Source organism: Faecalibacterium sp. DFI.5.82, assembly GCF_029076575.1.
GTDB classification, from domain to species: Bacteria; Bacillota; Clostridia; order Oscillospirales; family Ruminococcaceae; genus Faecalibacterium; species Faecalibacterium duncaniae.
Window position 1 is genome coordinate 137235 of sequence record NZ_JARFIS010000002.1, and the last position, 17480, is coordinate 154714.

The 17480-nt window shown below is 57.2% G+C and carries 17 protein-coding genes; 5 read left to right on the forward strand and 12 right to left on the reverse strand.

Features of this window, described 5'->3' with window-relative positions; translation table 11 throughout:
* Positions 1 to 55: 55 nt before the first annotated feature.
* Positions 56 to 313 (reverse strand): hypothetical protein, encoded by a 258-nt coding sequence (locus P0G09_RS04265; protein WP_275252026.1) that lies wholly within the window; start codon positions 311 to 313, stop codon positions 56 to 58.
* Between the two features lie 62 nt (positions 314 to 375).
* Between P0G09_RS04265 and holA the strand changes: the two genes are divergently transcribed.
* On the forward strand, positions 376 to 1404 hold the full coding sequence (gene holA / locus P0G09_RS04270) for a DNA polymerase III subunit delta (protein WP_275252027.1): 1029 nt from the start codon (positions 376 to 378) through the stop codon (positions 1402 to 1404).
* The gene (locus tag P0G09_RS04275) at positions 1401 to 2018 is read left to right on the forward strand and encodes a DUF4093 domain-containing protein (protein ID WP_275252028.1); all 618 of its coding nucleotides are present in this window, start codon (positions 1401 to 1403) and stop codon (positions 2016 to 2018) included. Before holA ends, P0G09_RS04275 begins: the two co-directional genes overlap by 4 nt.
* A 43-nt stretch (positions 2019 to 2061) precedes the next feature.
* Here P0G09_RS04275 and P0G09_RS04280 read toward each other — a convergent pair whose 3' ends face one another.
* Both P0G09_RS04280 and P0G09_RS04285 read right to left on the reverse strand, forming a co-directional pair.
* Positions 2062 to 2814, reverse strand: coding sequence for a ZIP family metal transporter (locus tag P0G09_RS04280; protein ID WP_242700944.1), 753 nt, complete (start codon positions 2812 to 2814; stop codon positions 2062 to 2064).
* A gap of 73 nt (positions 2815 to 2887) precedes the next feature.
* Positions 2888 to 3427 carry a TIGR00730 family Rossman fold protein gene (locus P0G09_RS04285; protein ID WP_275252029.1) on the reverse strand — a complete coding sequence of 180 codons (540 nt, stop codon included), beginning with the start codon at positions 3425 to 3427 and terminating at the stop codon, positions 2888 to 2890.
* A 132-nt stretch (positions 3428 to 3559) separates the two neighbouring features.
* On the opposite strand from P0G09_RS04285, the gene thiD reads away from it, so the two are divergent.
* Positions 3560 to 4360, forward strand: coding sequence for a bifunctional hydroxymethylpyrimidine kinase/phosphomethylpyrimidine kinase (gene thiD / locus P0G09_RS04290; protein WP_117476894.1), 801 nt, complete (start codon positions 3560 to 3562; stop codon positions 4358 to 4360).
* A 25-nt stretch (positions 4361 to 4385) separates the two neighbouring features.
* Here the strand turns inward: thiD and P0G09_RS04295 are convergent, their stop codons facing one another.
* The 4 genes from P0G09_RS04295 to P0G09_RS04310 all read right to left on the reverse strand — a co-directional run bounded on the left by P0G09_RS04295 (position 4386) and on the right by P0G09_RS04310 (position 7928).
* The gene (locus P0G09_RS04295) at positions 4386 to 4958 is read right to left on the reverse strand and encodes a chromate transporter (protein WP_097770285.1); all 573 of its coding nucleotides are present in this window, start codon (positions 4956 to 4958) and stop codon (positions 4386 to 4388) included.
* Positions 4955 to 5524, reverse strand: coding sequence for a chromate transporter (locus P0G09_RS04300; RefSeq protein ID WP_275252030.1), 570 nt, complete (start codon positions 5522 to 5524; stop codon positions 4955 to 4957). The genes P0G09_RS04295 and P0G09_RS04300 overlap by 4 nt, the downstream gene beginning before the upstream one ends.
* Positions 5525 to 5648: 124 nt before the next feature.
* Entirely contained in the window at positions 5649 to 7199 is a 1551-nt protein-coding gene (gene guaA, locus P0G09_RS04305; protein ID WP_005930542.1) for a glutamine-hydrolyzing GMP synthase, read from the reverse strand.
* A gap of 96 nt (positions 7200 to 7295) precedes the next feature.
* Entirely contained in the window at positions 7296 to 7928 is a 633-nt protein-coding gene (locus P0G09_RS04310) for a GyrI-like domain-containing protein (protein ID WP_275252031.1), read from the reverse strand.
* Between the two features lie 197 nt (positions 7929 to 8125).
* Between P0G09_RS04310 and P0G09_RS04315 the strand changes: the two genes are divergently transcribed.
* Both P0G09_RS04315 and P0G09_RS04320 read left to right on the forward strand, forming a co-directional pair.
* Entirely contained in the window at positions 8126 to 8449 is a 324-nt protein-coding gene (locus P0G09_RS04315; protein WP_156058320.1) for a type II toxin-antitoxin system Phd/YefM family antitoxin, read from the forward strand.
* Entirely contained in the window at positions 8446 to 8781 is a 336-nt protein-coding gene (locus P0G09_RS04320) for a type II toxin-antitoxin system RelE/ParE family toxin (protein ID WP_156058321.1), read from the forward strand. Before P0G09_RS04315 ends, P0G09_RS04320 begins: the two co-directional genes overlap by 4 nt.
* A 162-nt stretch (positions 8782 to 8943) precedes the next feature.
* On the opposite strand, the gene tuf is transcribed toward P0G09_RS04320, so the two are convergent.
* The 5 genes from tuf to rpoC all read right to left on the reverse strand — a co-directional run bounded on the left by tuf (position 8944) and on the right by rpoC (position 17476).
* Positions 8944 to 10149: an elongation factor Tu gene (gene tuf, locus P0G09_RS04325; protein WP_005930548.1), complete on the reverse strand. Its 1206-nt coding sequence runs from the start codon at positions 10147 to 10149 to the stop codon at positions 8944 to 8946.
* Positions 10150 to 10317: 168 nt separating this feature from the next.
* Positions 10318 to 12444 (reverse strand): elongation factor G, encoded by a 2127-nt coding sequence (fusA, locus tag P0G09_RS04330; RefSeq protein WP_275252032.1) that lies wholly within the window; start codon positions 12442 to 12444, stop codon positions 10318 to 10320.
* A gap of 24 nt (positions 12445 to 12468) precedes the next feature.
* Positions 12469 to 12939, reverse strand: a complete 471-nt coding sequence (gene rpsG / locus P0G09_RS04335) for a 30S ribosomal protein S7 (protein WP_005930552.1) — start codon at positions 12937 to 12939, stop codon at positions 12469 to 12471.
* Between the two features lie 158 nt (positions 12940 to 13097).
* Positions 13098 to 13526, reverse strand: a complete 429-nt coding sequence (gene rpsL, locus P0G09_RS04340; RefSeq protein ID WP_005930554.1) for a 30S ribosomal protein S12 — start codon at positions 13524 to 13526, stop codon at positions 13098 to 13100.
* Positions 13527 to 13900: 374 nt separating this feature from the next.
* A complete protein-coding gene (gene rpoC / locus P0G09_RS04345; RefSeq protein ID WP_275252033.1) occupies positions 13901 to 17476 on the reverse strand; it encodes a DNA-directed RNA polymerase subunit beta' in 3576 nt (1191 codons plus the stop codon).
* Positions 17477 to 17480 lie beyond the last annotated feature (4 nt).

The window sequence follows — 17480 nt, forward strand, 5'->3', positions numbered from 1 at the left end:
CCGCTCTGGCACGGACGGAATTTAAGGATATTATAGCATTTATGCCAGATACGGGTCAAGCAGGGCATCCACCGTTTTGTTCCGCTTGGGAGCGGGCTTGTGCACGGCACGGCCGCGGCAGACCACCAGTTCCAGCATTGTTGTGCGCCACCGGCTCCATCTGTTCGGTGCCGTCCAGCAGGATGCAGTTGAAATAGGCTCGTTTCATCCGTATTCTTCCCTTTCCGTTCCGGCGCAGGCCGTTTTCTTTCAGTATATCACGTTTGCGGAAGCGATAAAAGACATCTGTCGTTTTTTCTTCTGCCTCCTGCATTGACATTTCCCGCCCCGGTGGGTACACTTATAAGGTATTCTTTTCTGAAAGGGGGCCCCGCCATGGCAACGGAAGCCAAACTGCGCCAGCTGGCAGACCGCGGCTGTCCGGTCTACTATTTCTATTCCAGCGAGCGGTATCTTGTCCGGCAGGCAGTGTCTGCCGCCGTCCGGATCCTGAGCGCTGACACGGATGAGGAGACCACCGTGCTGGACGGTGCCGCGCCCGAGATTGAGCAGCTCATCATGGCAGCGGGCACCATCTCCTTCTTTGGCACCCGCCGCGTGGTGGTGCTGCCCGAGCTTGACCCCGCCGCCTACGGCGACAAGGATCTGGAGGAACTGTGCAGCACCCTAGCCAGCCTGGAAAATGCCGTGGTGGTGCTGGGCAGCGTGTTCGAGCTGGAGCGCAGCAAGCTCAAGACCGGCAAGCGGGCACAAAAGCTGATCGCCGAATGCAAGAAGCTGGGCTTTGCCGAAGAGCTCTCCAAACCCAAGCCCTACGAGCTGAAGATGATGCTGATTGAGCGGGCCAAGGCGCAGGATACCACCCTGCCCGAGGGCGCTGCCGCAGCCCTGCTGGAGCGCTGCGGCGAGGATCCCTTTCTGCTGGAAAACGAGGTAGACAAGCTCTGTGCCCTTTCCGGCTACCAGACCGTTACCTCCGCTATGGTGGCTGAGATGGGCACCGTGAGCCTGGAAGCGGATGTGTTTGAGATGATCCGGATGATCACCGCCAAGAACGCCACCGGTGCCTGCAAAAAGCTGCAGACCCTGCTGCGCTTACAGCAGGAGCCCATTGCCATCACCGGCGCAATGATTGGCAGCTATGTAGACCTGTACCGGGTCAAGCTGGGAGCTTCCAAACGGAAGAGCTACGCCGCCGTGTTCAAGGATTTTGGCTACAAGGGCAGCGACTACCGGCTCAAGCGCTCAGCCGAAACGGCATCGCATTACACGCTGGGCCAGCTGGAGACCTGCCTGCAGGTGCTGCTGGACCTCGATAAAAGTTTGAAGAGCCAGCCCGTGGATGTGCAGACCCTGCTGGAAGCAGCACTCTGCCGTCTGGCGCTGGCGGGGAGCGGACGATGAGCGAACGAGAACTGCTGCACACCGACCGGGTGCTGGTGGTGGAGGGCAAATACGATGCCGCCCGCCTTTCCCACCTGACCGATGCCATGATCCTGCTGACAGACGGCTTTGGCATCTACAAGGACAAAAAACGCCAGCGGCTGCTGAAAGCCCTGGCGAAGAAAAACGGCCTGATCCTCTTCACCGATTCCGATGCCGCCGGGTTCCGCATCCGCACCTACATCACCGGTCTGGTGGGGGCAGAAAACGTAGTGCAGGCCTATGTGCCCGCCATCCATGGCAAGGAAAAACGGAAGCCCCAGCCTGGCAAGGAAGGCCTGCTGGGCGTGGAAGGCGTGGACGATGCCATCGTCCTGCAATGCCTGCGGGATGCACTGGGCACAGAAGCCGGGGCCGCGCCTGCCCGCCCGGAGGGTCGGCAGATCACCTACACCGACCTGTACAACTGGGGGCTTTCCGGTACCCCGGGCAGTGCCGAGCGGAAATACCAGCTGCTCAACGCGCTGGGCCTGCCGCCCCGGCTCTCCAAAAAGGAGCTGATAGAGGCGCTGAACCGGCTGTACAGCTTTGAGCAGCTGGATACCCTGCAGGCCGAAATACTAGAAGCACACTGACAGACAAAAAAAGGAGACCGCACCGCGCGGTCTCCTTTTTGCGTTACAGGGCAACATCCAGCGCCATCATCAGGGCAAACCCTGCTACCACGCTGATGACCCCCGCCGGTTCGTCTGCCTCCACGGCTTCCGGGATCATCTCCTGTGCCGTCACACAGACCATACACCCGGCGGCAAGGCTCATCAGCCAGGGCAGGGCTGCACTGACCCACCCGGCCAGTGCAAGGGCCAGCAGGCCCCCCAGCGGCTCTACAAGACCGGAGGCAGCCCCCGCCGCAAAGGCGCGGCGCTTAGACCTGCCCTCCTGCGCCAGCGGCAGACTGACCGCAGCTCCCTCGGGAATGTTCTGCAGCCCGATGCCCAGCGCAAGGGCCAGCGCCCCGCTGATGGCATCCGGTTCTCCCCGCAGGGCCAGCGCGGCAGCAAGGCCCACCACCATGCCCTCGGGCAGGTTGTGCAGGGTGACTGCCAGCACCATCCGCCCACAACGGCCCGGCCCGGCATTCAATAGGCGGCCCGCCAGCGTTTCCAGCCGCAAAAGCCCTACCGCACCCAGCAGCAGGCCCACGGCAGGCGGGACCCATGCAGGCAGCGGCCCCTGCTCTGCCCGCTCAATGGCCGGCAAAAGCAGGCTCCATACGCTGGCCGCCAGCATGATGCCCGCCGCCATGCCGCAGAGCATCCGCCGGGTGGCAGGCTCCCCGGTCTTCCGCAGCAGGAACACACCAGCCGCACCGGCTGTGGTGCAGAGCATCGGCAGCAGCAATACCGCCGCCGTCAGGAAAATCTGTTCCAAATCGCACTCCCCCTTTTCCCGGTCTATGCCGGAGCGGCAGGAGGTGTGCAGAGAGCGACCCTAAACAGGATCTTCAAAACGATTTCTGCAAAATTTCCTTGATCTGCTCCAGATCCTCTACAAAATAGATCCCCTGCTGGCGTTCCGGGGAGGAGAGCCCCTTTTCGATCATCCGGGCAAGCAGGACTTTCAGGCCATCGTAGTAGCCGTTCAGGTTATAGAGGATGCAGGGCGCATCCAGATGCCTGAGCGACACCTTGGACATCACCTCGGCGATTTCCTCCAGTGTGCCGGTGCCGCCGGGAAATGCAATAAACGCATCCCCCAGCGCGATCATCTTTGTTTTGCGCTCAGTCATATCCTTTGTCACGATCAGCTCCGTCAGCCCCTCGTGCTGCAGCTCTCCCTGCACAAAAAACTCCGGTTCCACGCCGGTCACTTCGCCCCCGGCGTTCAGGGTGCTTTCAGCGATTTCTCCCATCAGGCCGCAGCGGGAGCCGCCGTACACCAGCGCGTTCCCGCTCTCCCCGATCCACCTTCCCAGCTCCTGCACCGCCTGCTTCAGGGCCGGATCATTGCCCTCGTTTGCGCCCAGATATACCGTGATGTTCATTGTATTCTCCCCCAGTTTCGTTTTTGCCTTATTTTATCACGCTTTTCTCCGGCAGAAAAGAGGGCGGGCCTGTTTTCCTTGCAAATGCCGCCGGACTGTGCTATGCTGAGAGGAAAAAGGGGGATTTTCCTTATGAAAACAGCATTGACCATTGCCGGAAGCGATTCCAGCGGCGGCGCAGGCATTCAGGCCGACATCAAGACCATGACCGCCAACGGTGTGTTTGCCCTGAGCGCTATCACTGCTCTGACGGCCCAGAACACCACCGGTGTGACCGGAATCTTTGAGACCACACCCGAATTTCTGGCCCAGCAGCTGGATGCGGTGTTCACCGATATCTACCCGGATGCCATCAAGATCGGCATGGTGTCGTCGTCTGCGCTCATTGAGACCATTGCCAAAAAGCTGCGCCAGTACGATGCCAAGCACATCGTGGTCGATCCCGTGATGGTGGCCACCTCCGGCTCCAAGCTGCTGCAGGACAGCGCCATCCAGATCCTGACCGGGCAGCTTCTGCCCATGGCCGAGGTGGTCACGCCCAACATTCCGGAGGCCGAGATCCTGTCCGGCATGACCATCACCGATGCCGCCGGGATGGAGGCCGCTGCAAAGTGCATCAGCGAAAAATACGGCTGTGCCGTGCTCTGCAAGGGCGGCCACAAGGTGAATGATGCCGACGATCTGCTCTGGCGCAACGGCAGCGGCAAATGGTTCCACGGCGAGCGCATCGCCAACCCCAACACCCACGGCACCGGCTGCACCCTGTCCAGCGCCATTGCCTCCAATCTGGCAAAGGGCTATCCCCTGGATGCCGCCGTAGAGCGGGCCAAGGCATATATTTCAGGCTGCCTGTCCGCCATGCTCGATCTGGGCAAAGGCTCCGGCCCCATGGACCACATGTTCGCCCTGCGCGGCGAATTCGTGGAGCACTGAGCCACAAAAAAAGGGCGATGATCTCTCATACGCCCCAGAACAGGATTCCCAGTCCCGCCGCCAGCAGGATCATTCCGATGGGCGACGGGGCTTTTTGCGTCCGCTTCTTCCAGACAAAATGCACCGCCCATAAAACAGCGAACACAAGGATCGATCTCGCATCCGGTGCAAATCCATCCGCCAGCGTCTTGATGCCGCCCAGTGTGGAGAGCATCATATTCAGCGCGGTCGCCAGGATCATGGCCACCACACAGGGCCGCACACCGGAAAGAAAGGCTTCCACGCCCGCATACTTCATCAGGTTTTTCAGCACCGCCGCGATCAGCAGGATGATGAAGAACGAGGGCAGCACCACCCCCAGCGTAGCGATCAGCGCCCCCGGAAAGCCGCCCTGTGATGACCCGATAAAGGTTGCCATATTGATTGCCAGCGGGCCCGGGGTGGACTCTGAAACGGCGACAAAGCTCAGGAATTCTGCTTCGGTCAGCCAGCCATAACGCAGCACGGTCTCCCGCACCAGCGAGATCATCCCGTAGCCGCCGCCAAAGGAGAGCGCTCCGATCATCAGAAAATTGAGGAACAGCTGGAGGTAGATCATGCTTTCTCCTCCTTCCGCAGCTTTCTTAACAGGTAGAGCAGCACCCCTGCCGCCCCGCAGAGCAGGATGTAGTAGAGGGACGAGAAGGACACCGCCGCCACCGAGCAGCCCACCATGGCCACCACAACACCGGCAACGATGATCCTGTTGAAGGCCGTGCCGGACAGGCTTTTCAGCATCTTCATCCCCGCCGAAAGGATCAGATAGATGACGCAGACCTGAATGCCCCGGAACGCGCTTGCCACTGCCGACAGTTGCAAGAACCGGTCAAACACCAGTGAGATCAGGTAGATGACCACAAACGAGGGCAGGCAGACCGCCAGCGTGGATGCCGCAGCCCCTTCTGCCCCTTCGATCTTATACCCCACATAGGTGGCGCTGTTCACCGCCACAGGGCCCGGCGTGGACTCCGCAATGGCGACCATATCGAGAAATTCCTCCCGGCTCAGCCACTGCTTGTCCTCCACAAATTCCCGTTCCAGCAGGGCCACCATTGCGTAGCCGCCGCCAAATGTGAACGCACCAATCTTCAAAAAAGTCCAGAACAGATCTCTTGTTTTTTTCATACACTTCACCTCGCTGCCTGCCTATTATAGCATAAAGCAACGCGGAGTGCTATAATTGCGCATGCATTGATAAAAACAAATGCCGAAAACCCGCATGAATACAGGCTTTCGGCATTTTGGTCCATTACTCGAGCTCGATGGTGGCAGGCGGCTTACCGGTGCAATCGTAGAACACACGGTTGACGTGCTTGACCTCATTGACGATGCGGCTGGTCACGGTGCCCAGAACATCCCAGGGCACATTGTAGCTCTCAGCCGTCATAAAGTCGGTGGTGGTCACGGCACGCAGGGCCACAGCGTAGTCATAGGTACGCTCGTCACCCATCACGCCGACGCTGCGCATATTGGTCAGGGCGGCATAATACTGGTTAATCTCCTTATCCAGACCAGCCTTGGCGATCTCCTCACGCCAGATTGCGTCTGCATCCTGCACGATGGCAACCTTTTCGGGGGTCACCTCACCGATGATGCGGATGCCCAGACCGGGGCCGGGGAACGGCTGACGGCTGACCAGATACTCAGGCAGGCCCAGCTCACGGCCAACCTGACGCACCTCATCCTTGAACAGGTTGCGCAGAGGCTCCACCAGCTCCTTGAAGTCCACGGTATCGGGCAGGCCGCCGACATTGTGGTGGCTCTTGATGACAGTGGATTCGCCGCCCAGGCCGCTCTCCACAACGTCAGGATAGATGGTGCCCTGTGCCAGGAAATCCACCTTGCCGATCAGCTTTGCCTGCTCCTCAAAGACGCGGATGAACTCCTCGCCAATGATCTTGCGCTTGCGCTCGGGCTCGGTAACACCGGCCAGCTTGCTGAAATAGCGGTCGCGGGCATCCACACAGATGAAATTGATATCAAAGCCGTTGGCATTGCCCGGGCCAAAGACAGAGCAGACCTCTTCCTTTTCGTTCTTGCGGAGCAGGCCGTGGTCCACAAACACGCAGGTCAGCTGCTTCCCGATGGCCTTTGCCAGCATCGCAGCCAGCACAGAGGAATCCACGCCGCCGGACAGAGCGCACAGCACCTTGCCGTCGCCAATGCGCTCCCGCAGAGCCTTGACATTGTTCTCCACGAAGGAGTCCATCTTCCAGTCACCGGAGCAGCCACAGACGTTATACACGAAGTTGCGGAGCATCTTCTTGCCCTCAGCGGTGTGGAGCACTTCCGGGTGGAACTGAACAGCATACAGGCCCTTCTCGGCGTTCTCTGCAGCAGCCACAGGGCAGTTCACGGTGTGTGCGGTGATCTTGAAGCCGGGGGCTGCCTGCTCGATGTAGTCGTTGTGGCTCATCCAGCAGATGGTGGAGGGCTGAACATCCTCGAACATCTTGCTGCTGTTGTCCACAAAGACCTCGGTCTTGCCGTACTCACGCTCAGGGGCGCGGCAGACATGACCGCCCAGCAGGTGCATCATCAGCTGGCTGCCGTAGCAGATTCCCAGCACAGGGATGCCCCAGTTGAAGATCTCGGGGTCGATGGTGGGCGAATCTTCCAGATAGACGCTGTTGGGGCCGCCGGTGAAGATGATGCCCTTGGGGTTCTTCGCCTTGATGACCGACAGGTCAGTTTTGTAGGAATAGATTTCACAGTAGACATTGTTCTCGCGGACACGGCGCGCGATCAGCTGATTGTACTGGCCGCCAAAGTCCAGCACGATGACAGTTTCATGCTGCATGATGTTCTCCTCCCTTTTTCGAGATGTTTCTATAGGTAGATTTAGTATAGCACATCTCACAACGAAAATCGACAGTCTTTGTGAACTTTCCCGATTTTATTTTACGCGAACAGGATGCCGCAGCACTGTTTTCAGTTTTTCCGGTGCTGTCCGACGCGGATCGCTGAGGTAAATTTCGTGGTGGCGGCGGTGCCCGGTGAAATCAGTCTCATAGCCCTGTTCCCGCGCAAAAGCATCCATCTGCTCCAGCGTCTCCGGTTCGGCATCATAAGAACCAACATGCATACACTGCACACAAAGTCCCTCATCATAGTGGAAGAACTGCACTTTGGAGAAATCCTTCTTCTTTTTTGCAGTCGCTTCCTGAACGGCCCAATCGAACACTTCCCGGGTCACGAAATCCGGCAGGCGGATCATACTTGTCCACTCAAAGCATTCTTTGTGGGCATAGTCCACACCGTCCACTTCCTCCTGATGCCACAGGCCCTCCAGCGGTGGGACAACATATTCAAAGTAACCGTCAATCTTATGGCTTCCCTTGTAGCTCATCTTGATGGTAAAGGCAATGCCATACAGCAACTCCATTGCCGCCTGATATTCCCCACCTGGTTCATTGGGGTCTCCCCTGCCCTGTACAGACACAAAATTCATCGGCGGAACAGTCACAATACCCGGCTTCCTGGGTGGAAGATAAAACTCCTTGTACTCCTTCTTATAGTCAAACGCCATCGTGCCGTCCTCCATTCTCCGACATCTTTGCTCTTTAATGTCAGCATATCATAACAACCTTTATTTGTAAACAGATCTACAACAAAAATTCCTCCAACTTTTGTCCGCCTTTATATCATCAGTGAATTTACTGCGATTTCTATTGCTATTTTTACAGATAACTGCTATACTATAACCATAGAAAGGAGCTGACAGACATGGCATCTGTTGTAAGCGCTATTACCAATACGATCCCGATCACTCAATTCAACCGCGGCCTGGCGGGAAAGATCTTCGACGATGTCAAACGGAACGGTGCAAAAGTTGTGATGAAGAACAACACCGCCGAATGCGTGCTTCTCTCACCTGAGGAATACGTTCGTCTGATGGATGAAGTGAACGATGCACGCCTGTTGACCATTGCCACCGAACGGATGGTGCACTATGACCCCGCCACAGTCATATCCGAGACAGAAATGAACCGCCGCTTGGGCATCACGGCAGAGGACCTCGCAGATTTTGACGAGGTAGACATCGAATGAGCTGGACACTGGAATACCTTCCCGAGGCCGAAAAAGATCTGAAGGCACTGGATGGCAGCCAACGGCTCCTTGTCCTGAAAGCCATCAAAAAAGTGCAGCAAAATCCCCTGCCTGCTGAAGAAAACGGTTACGGAAAAGCTTTGGGCAACCACAGCCGCACCAATCTGGCTGGATTTCTAAAAATCAAGCTTCGTGCTTCCGGCCTGCGGGTCGTCTATCAGCTGCGCCGCACCGAAACGGAAATGCTGGTGATCGTCATCGGTGTCCGTGCTGACGAGGAAGTGTATGAAATTGCTCAGAAACGATCCAATCAATATAATCTGCTCGGCTGATTCCCCGGCAGCATAAAAAGCCTCCTGCTCTGCGGAATGCAGAACAAGAGGCTTTTCCCTTTGATTCGCCGATAGCGCAAAAAGAGCCTTCCCACTCTCCGGAATGGGAAGGCTCTTTGTAAGTTTAACCTTTTGCCTTAGAACAGGCGCAGAGGGTCAAAATCACTCAATGATCTTGCCAACAACGCCGGAACCAACGGTACGGCCACCCTCACGGATAGCGAAACGCAGGCCCTCTTCCATAGCAACGGGGGTCAGCAGCTCAACGTGCATCTGAACGTTATCGCCGGGCATGCACATCTCGGTGCCTTCGGGCAGGGTGATGATGCCGGTCACGTCAGTGGTACGGAAGTAGAACTGAGGACGATAGTTAGAGAAGAAGGGGGTGTGACGGCCGCCTTCGTCCTTGGTCAGAACATAGACCTGAGACTCGAAGACCTTGTGGGGATGGACAGTGCCGGGCTTAGCCAGAACCTGGCCACGCTCGATCTGGGTACGGTCAACACCACGCAGCAGAGCGCCGATGTTATCGCCAGCCTCAGCGAAGTCCAGAGACTTACGGAACATCTCCAGGCCAGTGATGGTGGTGCTCAGACGATCGGGCTTAATGCCAACGATCTCCATTGCATCGCCAACCTTAGCAATGCCACGCTCAACACGACCGGTAGCAACAGTACCACGGCCGGAAATGGTCATGACATCCTCGATGGGCATCAGGAAGGGCTTGTCTTCCTCACGATCGGGGTTGGGGATATAGCTGTCAACAGCGTCCATCAGCTCCTTGATGCAAGCATACTCGGGTGCATCAGGATCCTTGGAGGTGGACTCCAGAGCCTTCAGAGCGGAGCCACGGATGATGGGGGTGTCGTCGCCGGGGAAGTCATACTCGCTCAGCAGCTCACGGATCTCCATCTCGACCAGATCCAGCAGCTCCTCGTCGTCGACCATATCGCACTTGTTCATGAACACGACGATATAAGGCACGCCGACCTGACGAGCCAGCAGGATGTGCTCACGGGTCTGGGGCATGGGACCATCGGTAGCAGCAACGACCAGGATAGCGCCGTCCATCTGAGCAGCACCGGTGATCATGTTCTTAACGTAGTCAGCATGGCCCGGGCAGTCAACGTGAGCGTAGTGACGAGCATCGGTCTGGTACTCGACGTGAGCGGAGTTGATCGTAATACCACGAGCGCGCTCCTCGGGAGCCTTATCGATGTTGGCATAGTCCATGAAGTCTGCGTCGCCCTTCAGTGCCAGATACTTGGTGATAGCGGCGGTCAGAGTGGTCTTGCCGTGGTCAACGTGACCGATGGTGCCGATGTTAACATGCGGCTTAGAACGGTCAAATTTTGCCTTTTCAGCCATTGGAATATCCTCCCTTAAACGGATTGAATTTGGTTACAACAGTCCTGCAAACACAGAATTGCATTGCAAAACTATTCTACTAAATTTGTCCTGTAAAATCAAGTGCTTTTACAGGAAATTTTGCCGGAGCTACACTACCCCGGCAAAATTTTACTTTGTTTCAGGCAATCAAGCCTTGGTGCGGCCAGCAATGATCTGGTCGGCAATGTTCTTGGGAACCGGCTCGTAGTGAGAAGGCTCCATAACATACTGGCCACGGCCCTGGGTCTTGGAACGCAGGTCGGTGGCGTAGCCGAACATCTGAGCCAGAGGAACGAAAGCGTTGACACGCTGAGTGCCTGCCATTGCCTCCATGCCCTGGATCTGGCCACGGCGAGAGTTCAGGTCGCCGATGACATCGCCCAGATACTCATCAGGAACGATGACAGCAACCTTCATGATGGGCTCAGTGATGATGGGGTCAGCCTTGCGCATAGCATCCTTGAATGCCATAGAACCAGCAATGGAGAAGGCCATTTCAGAGGAGTCGACCTCGTGATAAGAACCATCCCACAGGGTGACCTTGACATCAACGACAGGATAGCCAGCCAGAACGCCGGACTTCATAGCACCCTGGATACCATTGTCGATAGCCGGGATGTATTCCTTCGGGATGGCACCGCCAACGATGGCGTTGACGAACTCGTAACCCTTGCCGGGCTCGTTGGGCTCGATCTTGATCTTAACATGACCGTACTGGCCCTTACCACCAGACTGACGTGCGTACTTGGTCTCCTGATTGGCCTCCTTGCGGATGGTCTCACGGTAAGCGACCTGAGGTGCGCCAACGTTGGCCTCGACCTTGAACTCACGCAGCAGGCGGTCGACGATGATCTCCAGATGGAGCTCGCCCATGCCTGCGATGATGGTCTGACCAGTCTCTTCGTCAGTATAGGTCTTGAAGGTCGGATCCTCTTCGGCCAGCTTTGCCAGCGCGATGCCCATCTTCTCGTTGCCGGCCTTGGTCTTAGGCTCGATGGCAACGCGGATAACAGGCTCGGGGAACTTCATGGACTCCAGAATGATGGGATGATCCTCATCACACAGAGTGTCACCGGTGGTGGTGTTCTTCAGACCGACAACAGCAGCGATATCACCTGCATAGCAGCAGTCGATATCCTTGCGGTGGTTGGAGTGCATCTGCAGGATGCGGCCCATACGCTCTTTGGTGTCCTTCACGGAGTTGTAGACAGTGGTACCTGCCTCGACCTTACCGGAGTAGACACGGAAGTAAGCCAGCTTACCAACGAACGGATCGGTTGCGATCTTGAAGGCCAGAGCTGCGAAGGGAGCGTCGTCGGAAGACGGACGGGTCTCCTGCTCTTCGGTCTCAGGATTCACACCCTTGATGTCCTCGACATCGGTAGGTGCGGGCATATAGTCCACGATAGCGTCCAGCAGCTTCTGGACGCCACGGTTCTTGTAGGAAGAACCGCAGGTAACGGGAACCAGAGTATTTGCAATGGTCTCCTTGCGGATAGCAGCCTTCAGTTCCTCACGAGTGATCTCCTCACCCTCGAGGTACTTTTCCATCAGGACTTCGTCGTTCTCGGCAACAGCCTCGACCAGGATGTTACGGTACTCTTCAGCCTGCTCGACCATATCCTCGGGGATAGGCTCAGTGCGCATGTCGTTGCCCATATCGTCGTAGTAGACCTCAGCGTTCATATCGACCAGGTCAACGATACCGCGGAAGGTATCCTCCTGACCGATAGGCAGCTGGATTGCCACGCCGTTTGCGTGCAGACGATCGTGCAGCATCTTGATGCAGCGGAAGAAGTCAGCACCCATGGTATCCATCTTATTGACGTACACCATGCGGGGGACCTTGTACTCGTCAGCCTGACGCCAGACGGTCTCAGACTGAGGTTCGACACCGCCCTTAGCAGCCAGAACGGTCACAGAACCGTCCAGGACGCGCAGGGAACGCTGAACCTCAACAGTGAAGTCCACGTGGCCCGGAGTGTCGATGATGTTGATGCGGTGACGGTTCTTCTTGAATGCAACCGGATCCTTCTGGGTCTCAGAGTGGCTCCAGTAGCAGGTGGTAGCAGCGGAAGTGATGGTGATACCACGCTCCTGCTCCTGAACCATCCAGTCCATGGTAGCGCCGCCATCATGAACTTCGCCGATCTTGTGATTGATGCCGGTGTAGTACAGAATACGCTCGGTAGTCGTAGTCTTACCAGCATCGATATGGGCCATAATGCCGATATTTCTCGTCATCTGAAGAGAAACTTCTCTGGGTGTAGCCATGAAATTAACCTCCTACAGAACAGATCAATAACGGAAATGAGCGAAAGCCTTGTTGGCCTCGGCCATCTTGTGGGTATCCTCGCGCTTCTTCACGGCGTTACCAGTGTTGTTGGCAGCATCCATGATCTCGGCGGCCAGACGCTGGGCCATGGTCTTCTCACCACGGCTGCGGCTGTAAGCGGTCAGCCAGCGCAGACCCAGGGTCTCGCGGCGGGCAGGGCTGACTTCCAGAGGAACCTGGTAGTTAGCACCACCAACACGGCGGGTCTTGCACTCGAGGCTGGGCATGATGTTCTCCATCGCCTTCTCGAAAGTTTCCAGAGGATCGTTGCCGGTCTTTTCCTGAATCATGGAGAAAGCCTCGTAAACGATCTTCTGAGCGACGCCCTTCTTGCCATCCAGCATCACGCTGTTGACCAGACGGGTGACCATCTTGGAATTGTAAATAGGATCAGCTAAGACATCGCGCTTAGCAATGTTACCTCTTCTAGGCATCTTTCTTCCCTCCTTCACAGAATGATATCATCGGTACTCGAAAGTAATAAAACTCCCGTTGTGTCACAAAGAGCTGACCTTACATAAACCGTTACCCTCCGCACAATGCGGACTTGTTATTTATATAATGGAAAGCCGTTTATGGCGGTTGTCCTCAATTACTTCTTTGCAGCACCGGCCTTAGGACGCTTTGCGCCGTACTTGGAGCGGGCCTGGTTACGGCCTGCCACACCCTGAGTATCCAGGGTACCACGGATGATGTGGTAACGCACACCGGGCAGGTCCTTAACACGGCCGCCACGGATCAGCACGACGGAGTGCTCCTGCAGGTTATGGCCGATACCGGGAATGTAAGAGGTGACCTCGATACCATTCGTGAGGCGGACACGAGCAACCTTACGCAGAGCAGAGTTAGGCTTCTTGGGGGTCATGGTACGAACTGCAGTGCAGACACCACGCTTCTGGGGGCTGCTCAGATCAGAGTACTGCTTCTTCTGAGAGTTATAAGTCTTCTGCAGGGCGGGAGCGGTGCTCTTGGTAACCAGGACCTCACGGCCTTTGCGTACAAGCTGGTTAAAAGTAGGCATTTTGTTTCTCCTTTCTTAATAGTGAACATCGGATATTTTCCGACTTTTTAGCCGCACTTCCCCTATTGGGACGCGCAACAGTTATATAATACTCGTTTTGATTAGGAATGTCAACAGTTTTTCCAATATTTTTTTGTTTTATTCGCCGAAGGACTCAACCGCCGATTTTTCCTTTACTCCCTCAGTCTGCTGCGCAGACAGCCCCCTCTCAGAGGGGGCCTTTCCCCTGCTTCGGGCCCAAGCAGGCCTCCCTCCCAGAGGGGGGTGGCATTGCGAAGCAATGACGAAGGGAGTTTCAAATCAAAAAAGCCGCCCTCCCCTGCATTCAGGGAAAGGCGGCTCATGGATTGATTCAGTTCCGAGCAGATAGAGTTTTACTGCTGGTTTGCTGCAGCCAGCTCAGCGGCAACAGCCTCGTCGCGCTCCTGCTCACGGCGCTTCAGATCCTCACGCACCTCCGGCAGACCGGTACCGGCGGGGATCAGCTTACCGATGATGACGTTCTCCTTCAGGCCGGCCAGCGGGTCAACCTTGCCCTTGATGGCGGCTTCGGTCAGGACACGGGTGGTCTCCTGGAAGGATGCGGCAGACAGGAAGGACTCGTTTGCCAGGGCAGCCTTGGTGATGCCCAGCAGCACCTGCTGATACTCGACCAGCTTGATGCCCTCTTCACCGTCATCAATGCGCTTCTGCAGCTCGGCGTTGATGTTCTCAACTTCCAGACGGTTTGCCAGTGCACCGCCGATCAGGTCGGAGGAGCCGGAGTCGGTCACGCGGACCTTGCGGCACATCTGACGGACGATGACCTCGATATGCTTATCGTTGATCTCAACGCCCTGCAGACGGTAGACCTTCTGGACTTCGCTGATCAGGTAGTTCTGCACATCGCTCAGACCCTTGATGGCCAGGATATCCTGGGGATACAGAACACCTTCGCGGGTGATGATGTCGCCCTTCTCCACACGATCGCCGGGCATGACACGTGCATGCTGGGTGAAGGGGATGGAGTAGCTCTTCACCACCTCGGCACCGTTCTCGTCCTTGCCGGTGACCTTGATGACGACGTTCTTCTTGGTGTCATCCTGAGAGACAACACCGGAGATCTCGCTCATAATGGCCATGCTCTTGGGACGGCGGCTCTCGAACAGCTCCTCAACACGGGGAAGACCCTGGGTAATATCCTCAGCAGATGCAATACCGCCGGTATGGAAGGTACGCATGGTCAGCTGGGTACCGGGCTCGCCGATGGACTCTGCTGCGATGACACCGATGGACTCGCCCAGCTGGACGGGCTCACCGTTTGCCATATCGCTGCCGTAGCAGTGTGCGCAGACACCCACCTTGGCGCGGCAGGTCAGCAGGCTGCGGATCTTCAGCTTGGTGATGCCTGCAGCCTCGATGTCGTTGGCATCGTACAGGTCGATCATCTTGCCCTCGGGCACGATGACCTCGCCGGTGACGGGGTTGATGACATCGCCCACAGCGTAACGACCGATGATACGCTCACGGAAGCTCTCGATCTTCTCCTTGCCCTCGTGGATCTCAGAGACCCACAGGCCGTCGGTGGTGCCGCAGTCGATCTCACGGACGATGACCTCCTGAGAGACATCGACCATGCGGCGGGTCAGGTAGCCGGAGTCAGCGGTACGCAGAGCGGTATCAGCCAGACCCTTACGAGCGCCACGGGCGGAAACGAAATATTCCAGGATGTTCAGACCTTCGCGGTAGTTTGCACGAATGGGCATCTCGATGGTCTTACCTGCGGTGTTGGCCAGCAGGCCGCGCATGCCGGCCAGCTGCTTGATCTGGTTCATAGAACCACGCGCACCGGAATCAGCCATCATAAAGATCTCGTTGTCCTTGGGCAGGTTGGCTGCCAAAGCCTTGGAGACCTTATCGGTGGTTGCCTGCCAGATGTTGATGGTCTGGGTGTAACGCTCGTTCTCAGAGATCAGGCCGCGGTTGAACAGCTTGTTGACCTGAGAGACCTGCTTATCCGCGTCAGCGATCAGCTCGTCCTTCTGCGGAGGAATGACAGCGTCACACACAGCAACAGAGATTGCAGACAGGGTGGAGTACTTATAGCCCTGAGCCTTGATGGAGTCCAGCATCTTTGCGCAGGCACGGGTGCCATTGCGGGTCATGCAGCGGGAAATGATGTCGGGCAGGGTCTTTTTGGTCACGCGGAAGCTGACCTCATACTCCAGCCAATGCTCCGGGTCGGTGCGGTCGATATAACCCAGGTTCTGAGGAACGGGATTATTGAAGATGATCCGGCCGACGGTGGCATCCACCAGACCGGTGCGCTCCACACCGTCAATGACCATGGTGCGGCGGACCTTGATGGGAGCGTGCAGGGTCACAACGTGCTCTGCATAGGCCATCAGGGCCTCATTCTCATCACGGAAGATCTTGCCTGCACCCTCTTCGTTCTCACGAACAGTGGTCAGGTAGTAGCTGCCCAGGATCATATCCTGAGTAGGAACGGTAACAGGTGCGCCGTCAGAGGGCTTCAGCAGGTTGCCGGAAGCCAGCATCAGCATCTTGGCCTCGCGGCAGGCATCCTCGCCCAGGGGCAGATGAACTGCCATCTGGTCACCGTCGAAGTCGGCGTTGAACGCGGTACATGCCAGGGGGTGCAGCTTGATGGCACGGCCCTCGACCAGCACGGGGTTGAAGGCCTGAATGCCCAGACGGTGCAGGGTAGGTGCACGGTTCAGCAGGACCGGGTGGCCCTTGATCACAGTCTCCAGGCTGTCCCAGACCTCGGGCTTTGCACGCTCGACCATCTTACGGGCAGACTTGATGTTGTTGGCAACACCCTTCTCGACCAGATCCTTCATCACGAAGGGCTTGAACAGCTCCAGAGCCATCTCCTTGGGCAGACCGCACTGATCCATCTTCAGCTCAGGGCCGACGACGATAACAGAACGGCCGGAGTAGTCAACACGCTTGCCCAGCAGGTTCTGGCGGAAGCGGCCCTGCTTGCCCTTCAGCAGATCGGACAGACTCTTCAAGGCACGGTTGTTGGGGCCGGTGACCGGGCGGCCGCGGCGGCCGTTGTCGATCAGGCTGTCAACTGCTTCCTGCAGCATCCGCTTCTCGTTGCGCACGATGATGTCGGGAGCACCCAGCTCCAGCAGGCGGCGCAGACGGTTGTTGCGGTTGATCACGCGGCGGTACAGGTCGTTCAGGTCGGAGGTGGCAAAACGGCCGCCGTCCAGCTGGACCATGGGGCGCAGATCGGGGGGCAGCACGGGCAGCACGTCCATGACCATCCACTCGGGGCGGTTGCCGGAAATGCGGAATGCCTCAACGACCTCCAGACGCTTCAGGATGCGGACCTTCTTCTGGCCGGAGGACTTTTCCACCTCAGCGGTCAGCTCAGCGCTCAGCTGATCCAGATTGATCTCCTTCAGCAGCTCCTGGATGGCCTCAGCACCCATGGATGCCTCAAACTCATCGCCGTAGCGCTCACGCATCTCACGGTATTCCTTCTCGGTCAGCAGCTGCTTCTTTTCCAGCGGGGTCAGACCGGGATCGGTAACGATATAGCTTGCAAAGTACAGGACCTTCTCCAGCAGGCGGGGGCTGATGTCCAGCATCAGGCCAATGCGGCTGGGGATGCCCTTGAAGTACCAGATGTGGCTGACGGGCGCGGCCAGCTCAATGTGGCCCATGCGCTCACGGCGAACCTTTGCCTTAGTGACCTCGACACCGCAGCGATCGCAGATCTTGCCCTTGTAGCGGATGCGCTTGTACTTGCCGCAGTGGCACTCCCAGTCCTTGGTAGGTCCAAAAATGCGCTCGCAGTACAGGCCGTCGCGCTCCGGCTTCAGGGTGCGGTAGTTGATGGTCTCAGGCTTCTTGACCTCGCCGTAGCTCCAGTTGCGGATCTGCTCCGGAGAAGCCAGGCCGATTTTAATGGAATCGAAAACGTTGTTTTCCATGAAA

Excerpts from the sequence above, each read along its gene's own strand:
- P0G09_RS04265 (WP_275252026.1), bottom strand. The coding sequence starts at position 313 with ATGCAGGAGGCAGAAGAAAAAACGACAGATGTCTTTTATCGCTTCCGC.
- holA (WP_275252027.1), top strand. The coding sequence starts at position 376 with ATGGCAACGGAAGCCAAACTGCGCCAGCTGGCAGACCGCGGCTGTCCG.
- P0G09_RS04275 (WP_275252028.1), top strand. The coding sequence starts at position 1,401 with ATGAGCGAACGAGAACTGCTGCACACCGACCGGGTGCTGGTGGTGGAG.
- P0G09_RS04285 (WP_275252029.1), bottom strand. The coding sequence starts at position 3,427 with ATGAACATCACGGTATATCTGGGCGCAAACGAGGGCAATGATCCGGCC.
- thiD (WP_117476894.1), top strand. The coding sequence starts at position 3,560 with ATGAAAACAGCATTGACCATTGCCGGAAGCGATTCCAGCGGCGGCGCA.
- P0G09_RS04295 (WP_097770285.1), bottom strand. The coding sequence starts at position 4,958 with ATGATCTACCTCCAGCTGTTCCTCAATTTTCTGATGATCGGAGCGCTC.
- P0G09_RS04300 (WP_275252030.1), bottom strand. The coding sequence starts at position 5,524 with ATGAAAAAAACAAGAGATCTGTTCTGGACTTTTTTGAAGATTGGTGCG.
- guaA (WP_005930542.1), bottom strand. The coding sequence starts at position 7,199 with ATGCAGCATGAAACTGTCATCGTGCTGGACTTTGGCGGCCAGTACAAT.
- P0G09_RS04310 (WP_275252031.1), bottom strand. The coding sequence starts at position 7,928 with ATGGCGTTTGACTATAAGAAGGAGTACAAGGAGTTTTATCTTCCACCC.
- P0G09_RS04315 (WP_156058320.1), top strand. The coding sequence starts at position 8,126 with ATGGCATCTGTTGTAAGCGCTATTACCAATACGATCCCGATCACTCAA.
- P0G09_RS04320 (WP_156058321.1), top strand. The coding sequence starts at position 8,446 with ATGAGCTGGACACTGGAATACCTTCCCGAGGCCGAAAAAGATCTGAAG.
- tuf (WP_005930548.1), bottom strand. The coding sequence starts at position 10,149 with ATGGCTGAAAAGGCAAAATTTGACCGTTCTAAGCCGCATGTTAACATC.
- fusA (WP_275252032.1), bottom strand. The coding sequence starts at position 12,444 with ATGGCTACACCCAGAGAAGTTTCTCTTCAGATGACGAGAAATATCGGC.
- rpsG (WP_005930552.1), bottom strand. The coding sequence starts at position 12,939 with ATGCCTAGAAGAGGTAACATTGCTAAGCGCGATGTCTTAGCTGATCCT.
- rpsL (WP_005930554.1), bottom strand. The coding sequence starts at position 13,526 with ATGCCTACTTTTAACCAGCTTGTACGCAAAGGCCGTGAGGTCCTGGTT.
- rpoC (WP_275252033.1), bottom strand. The coding sequence starts at position 17,476 with ATGGAAAACAACGTTTTCGATTCCATTAAAATCGGCCTGGCTTCTCCG.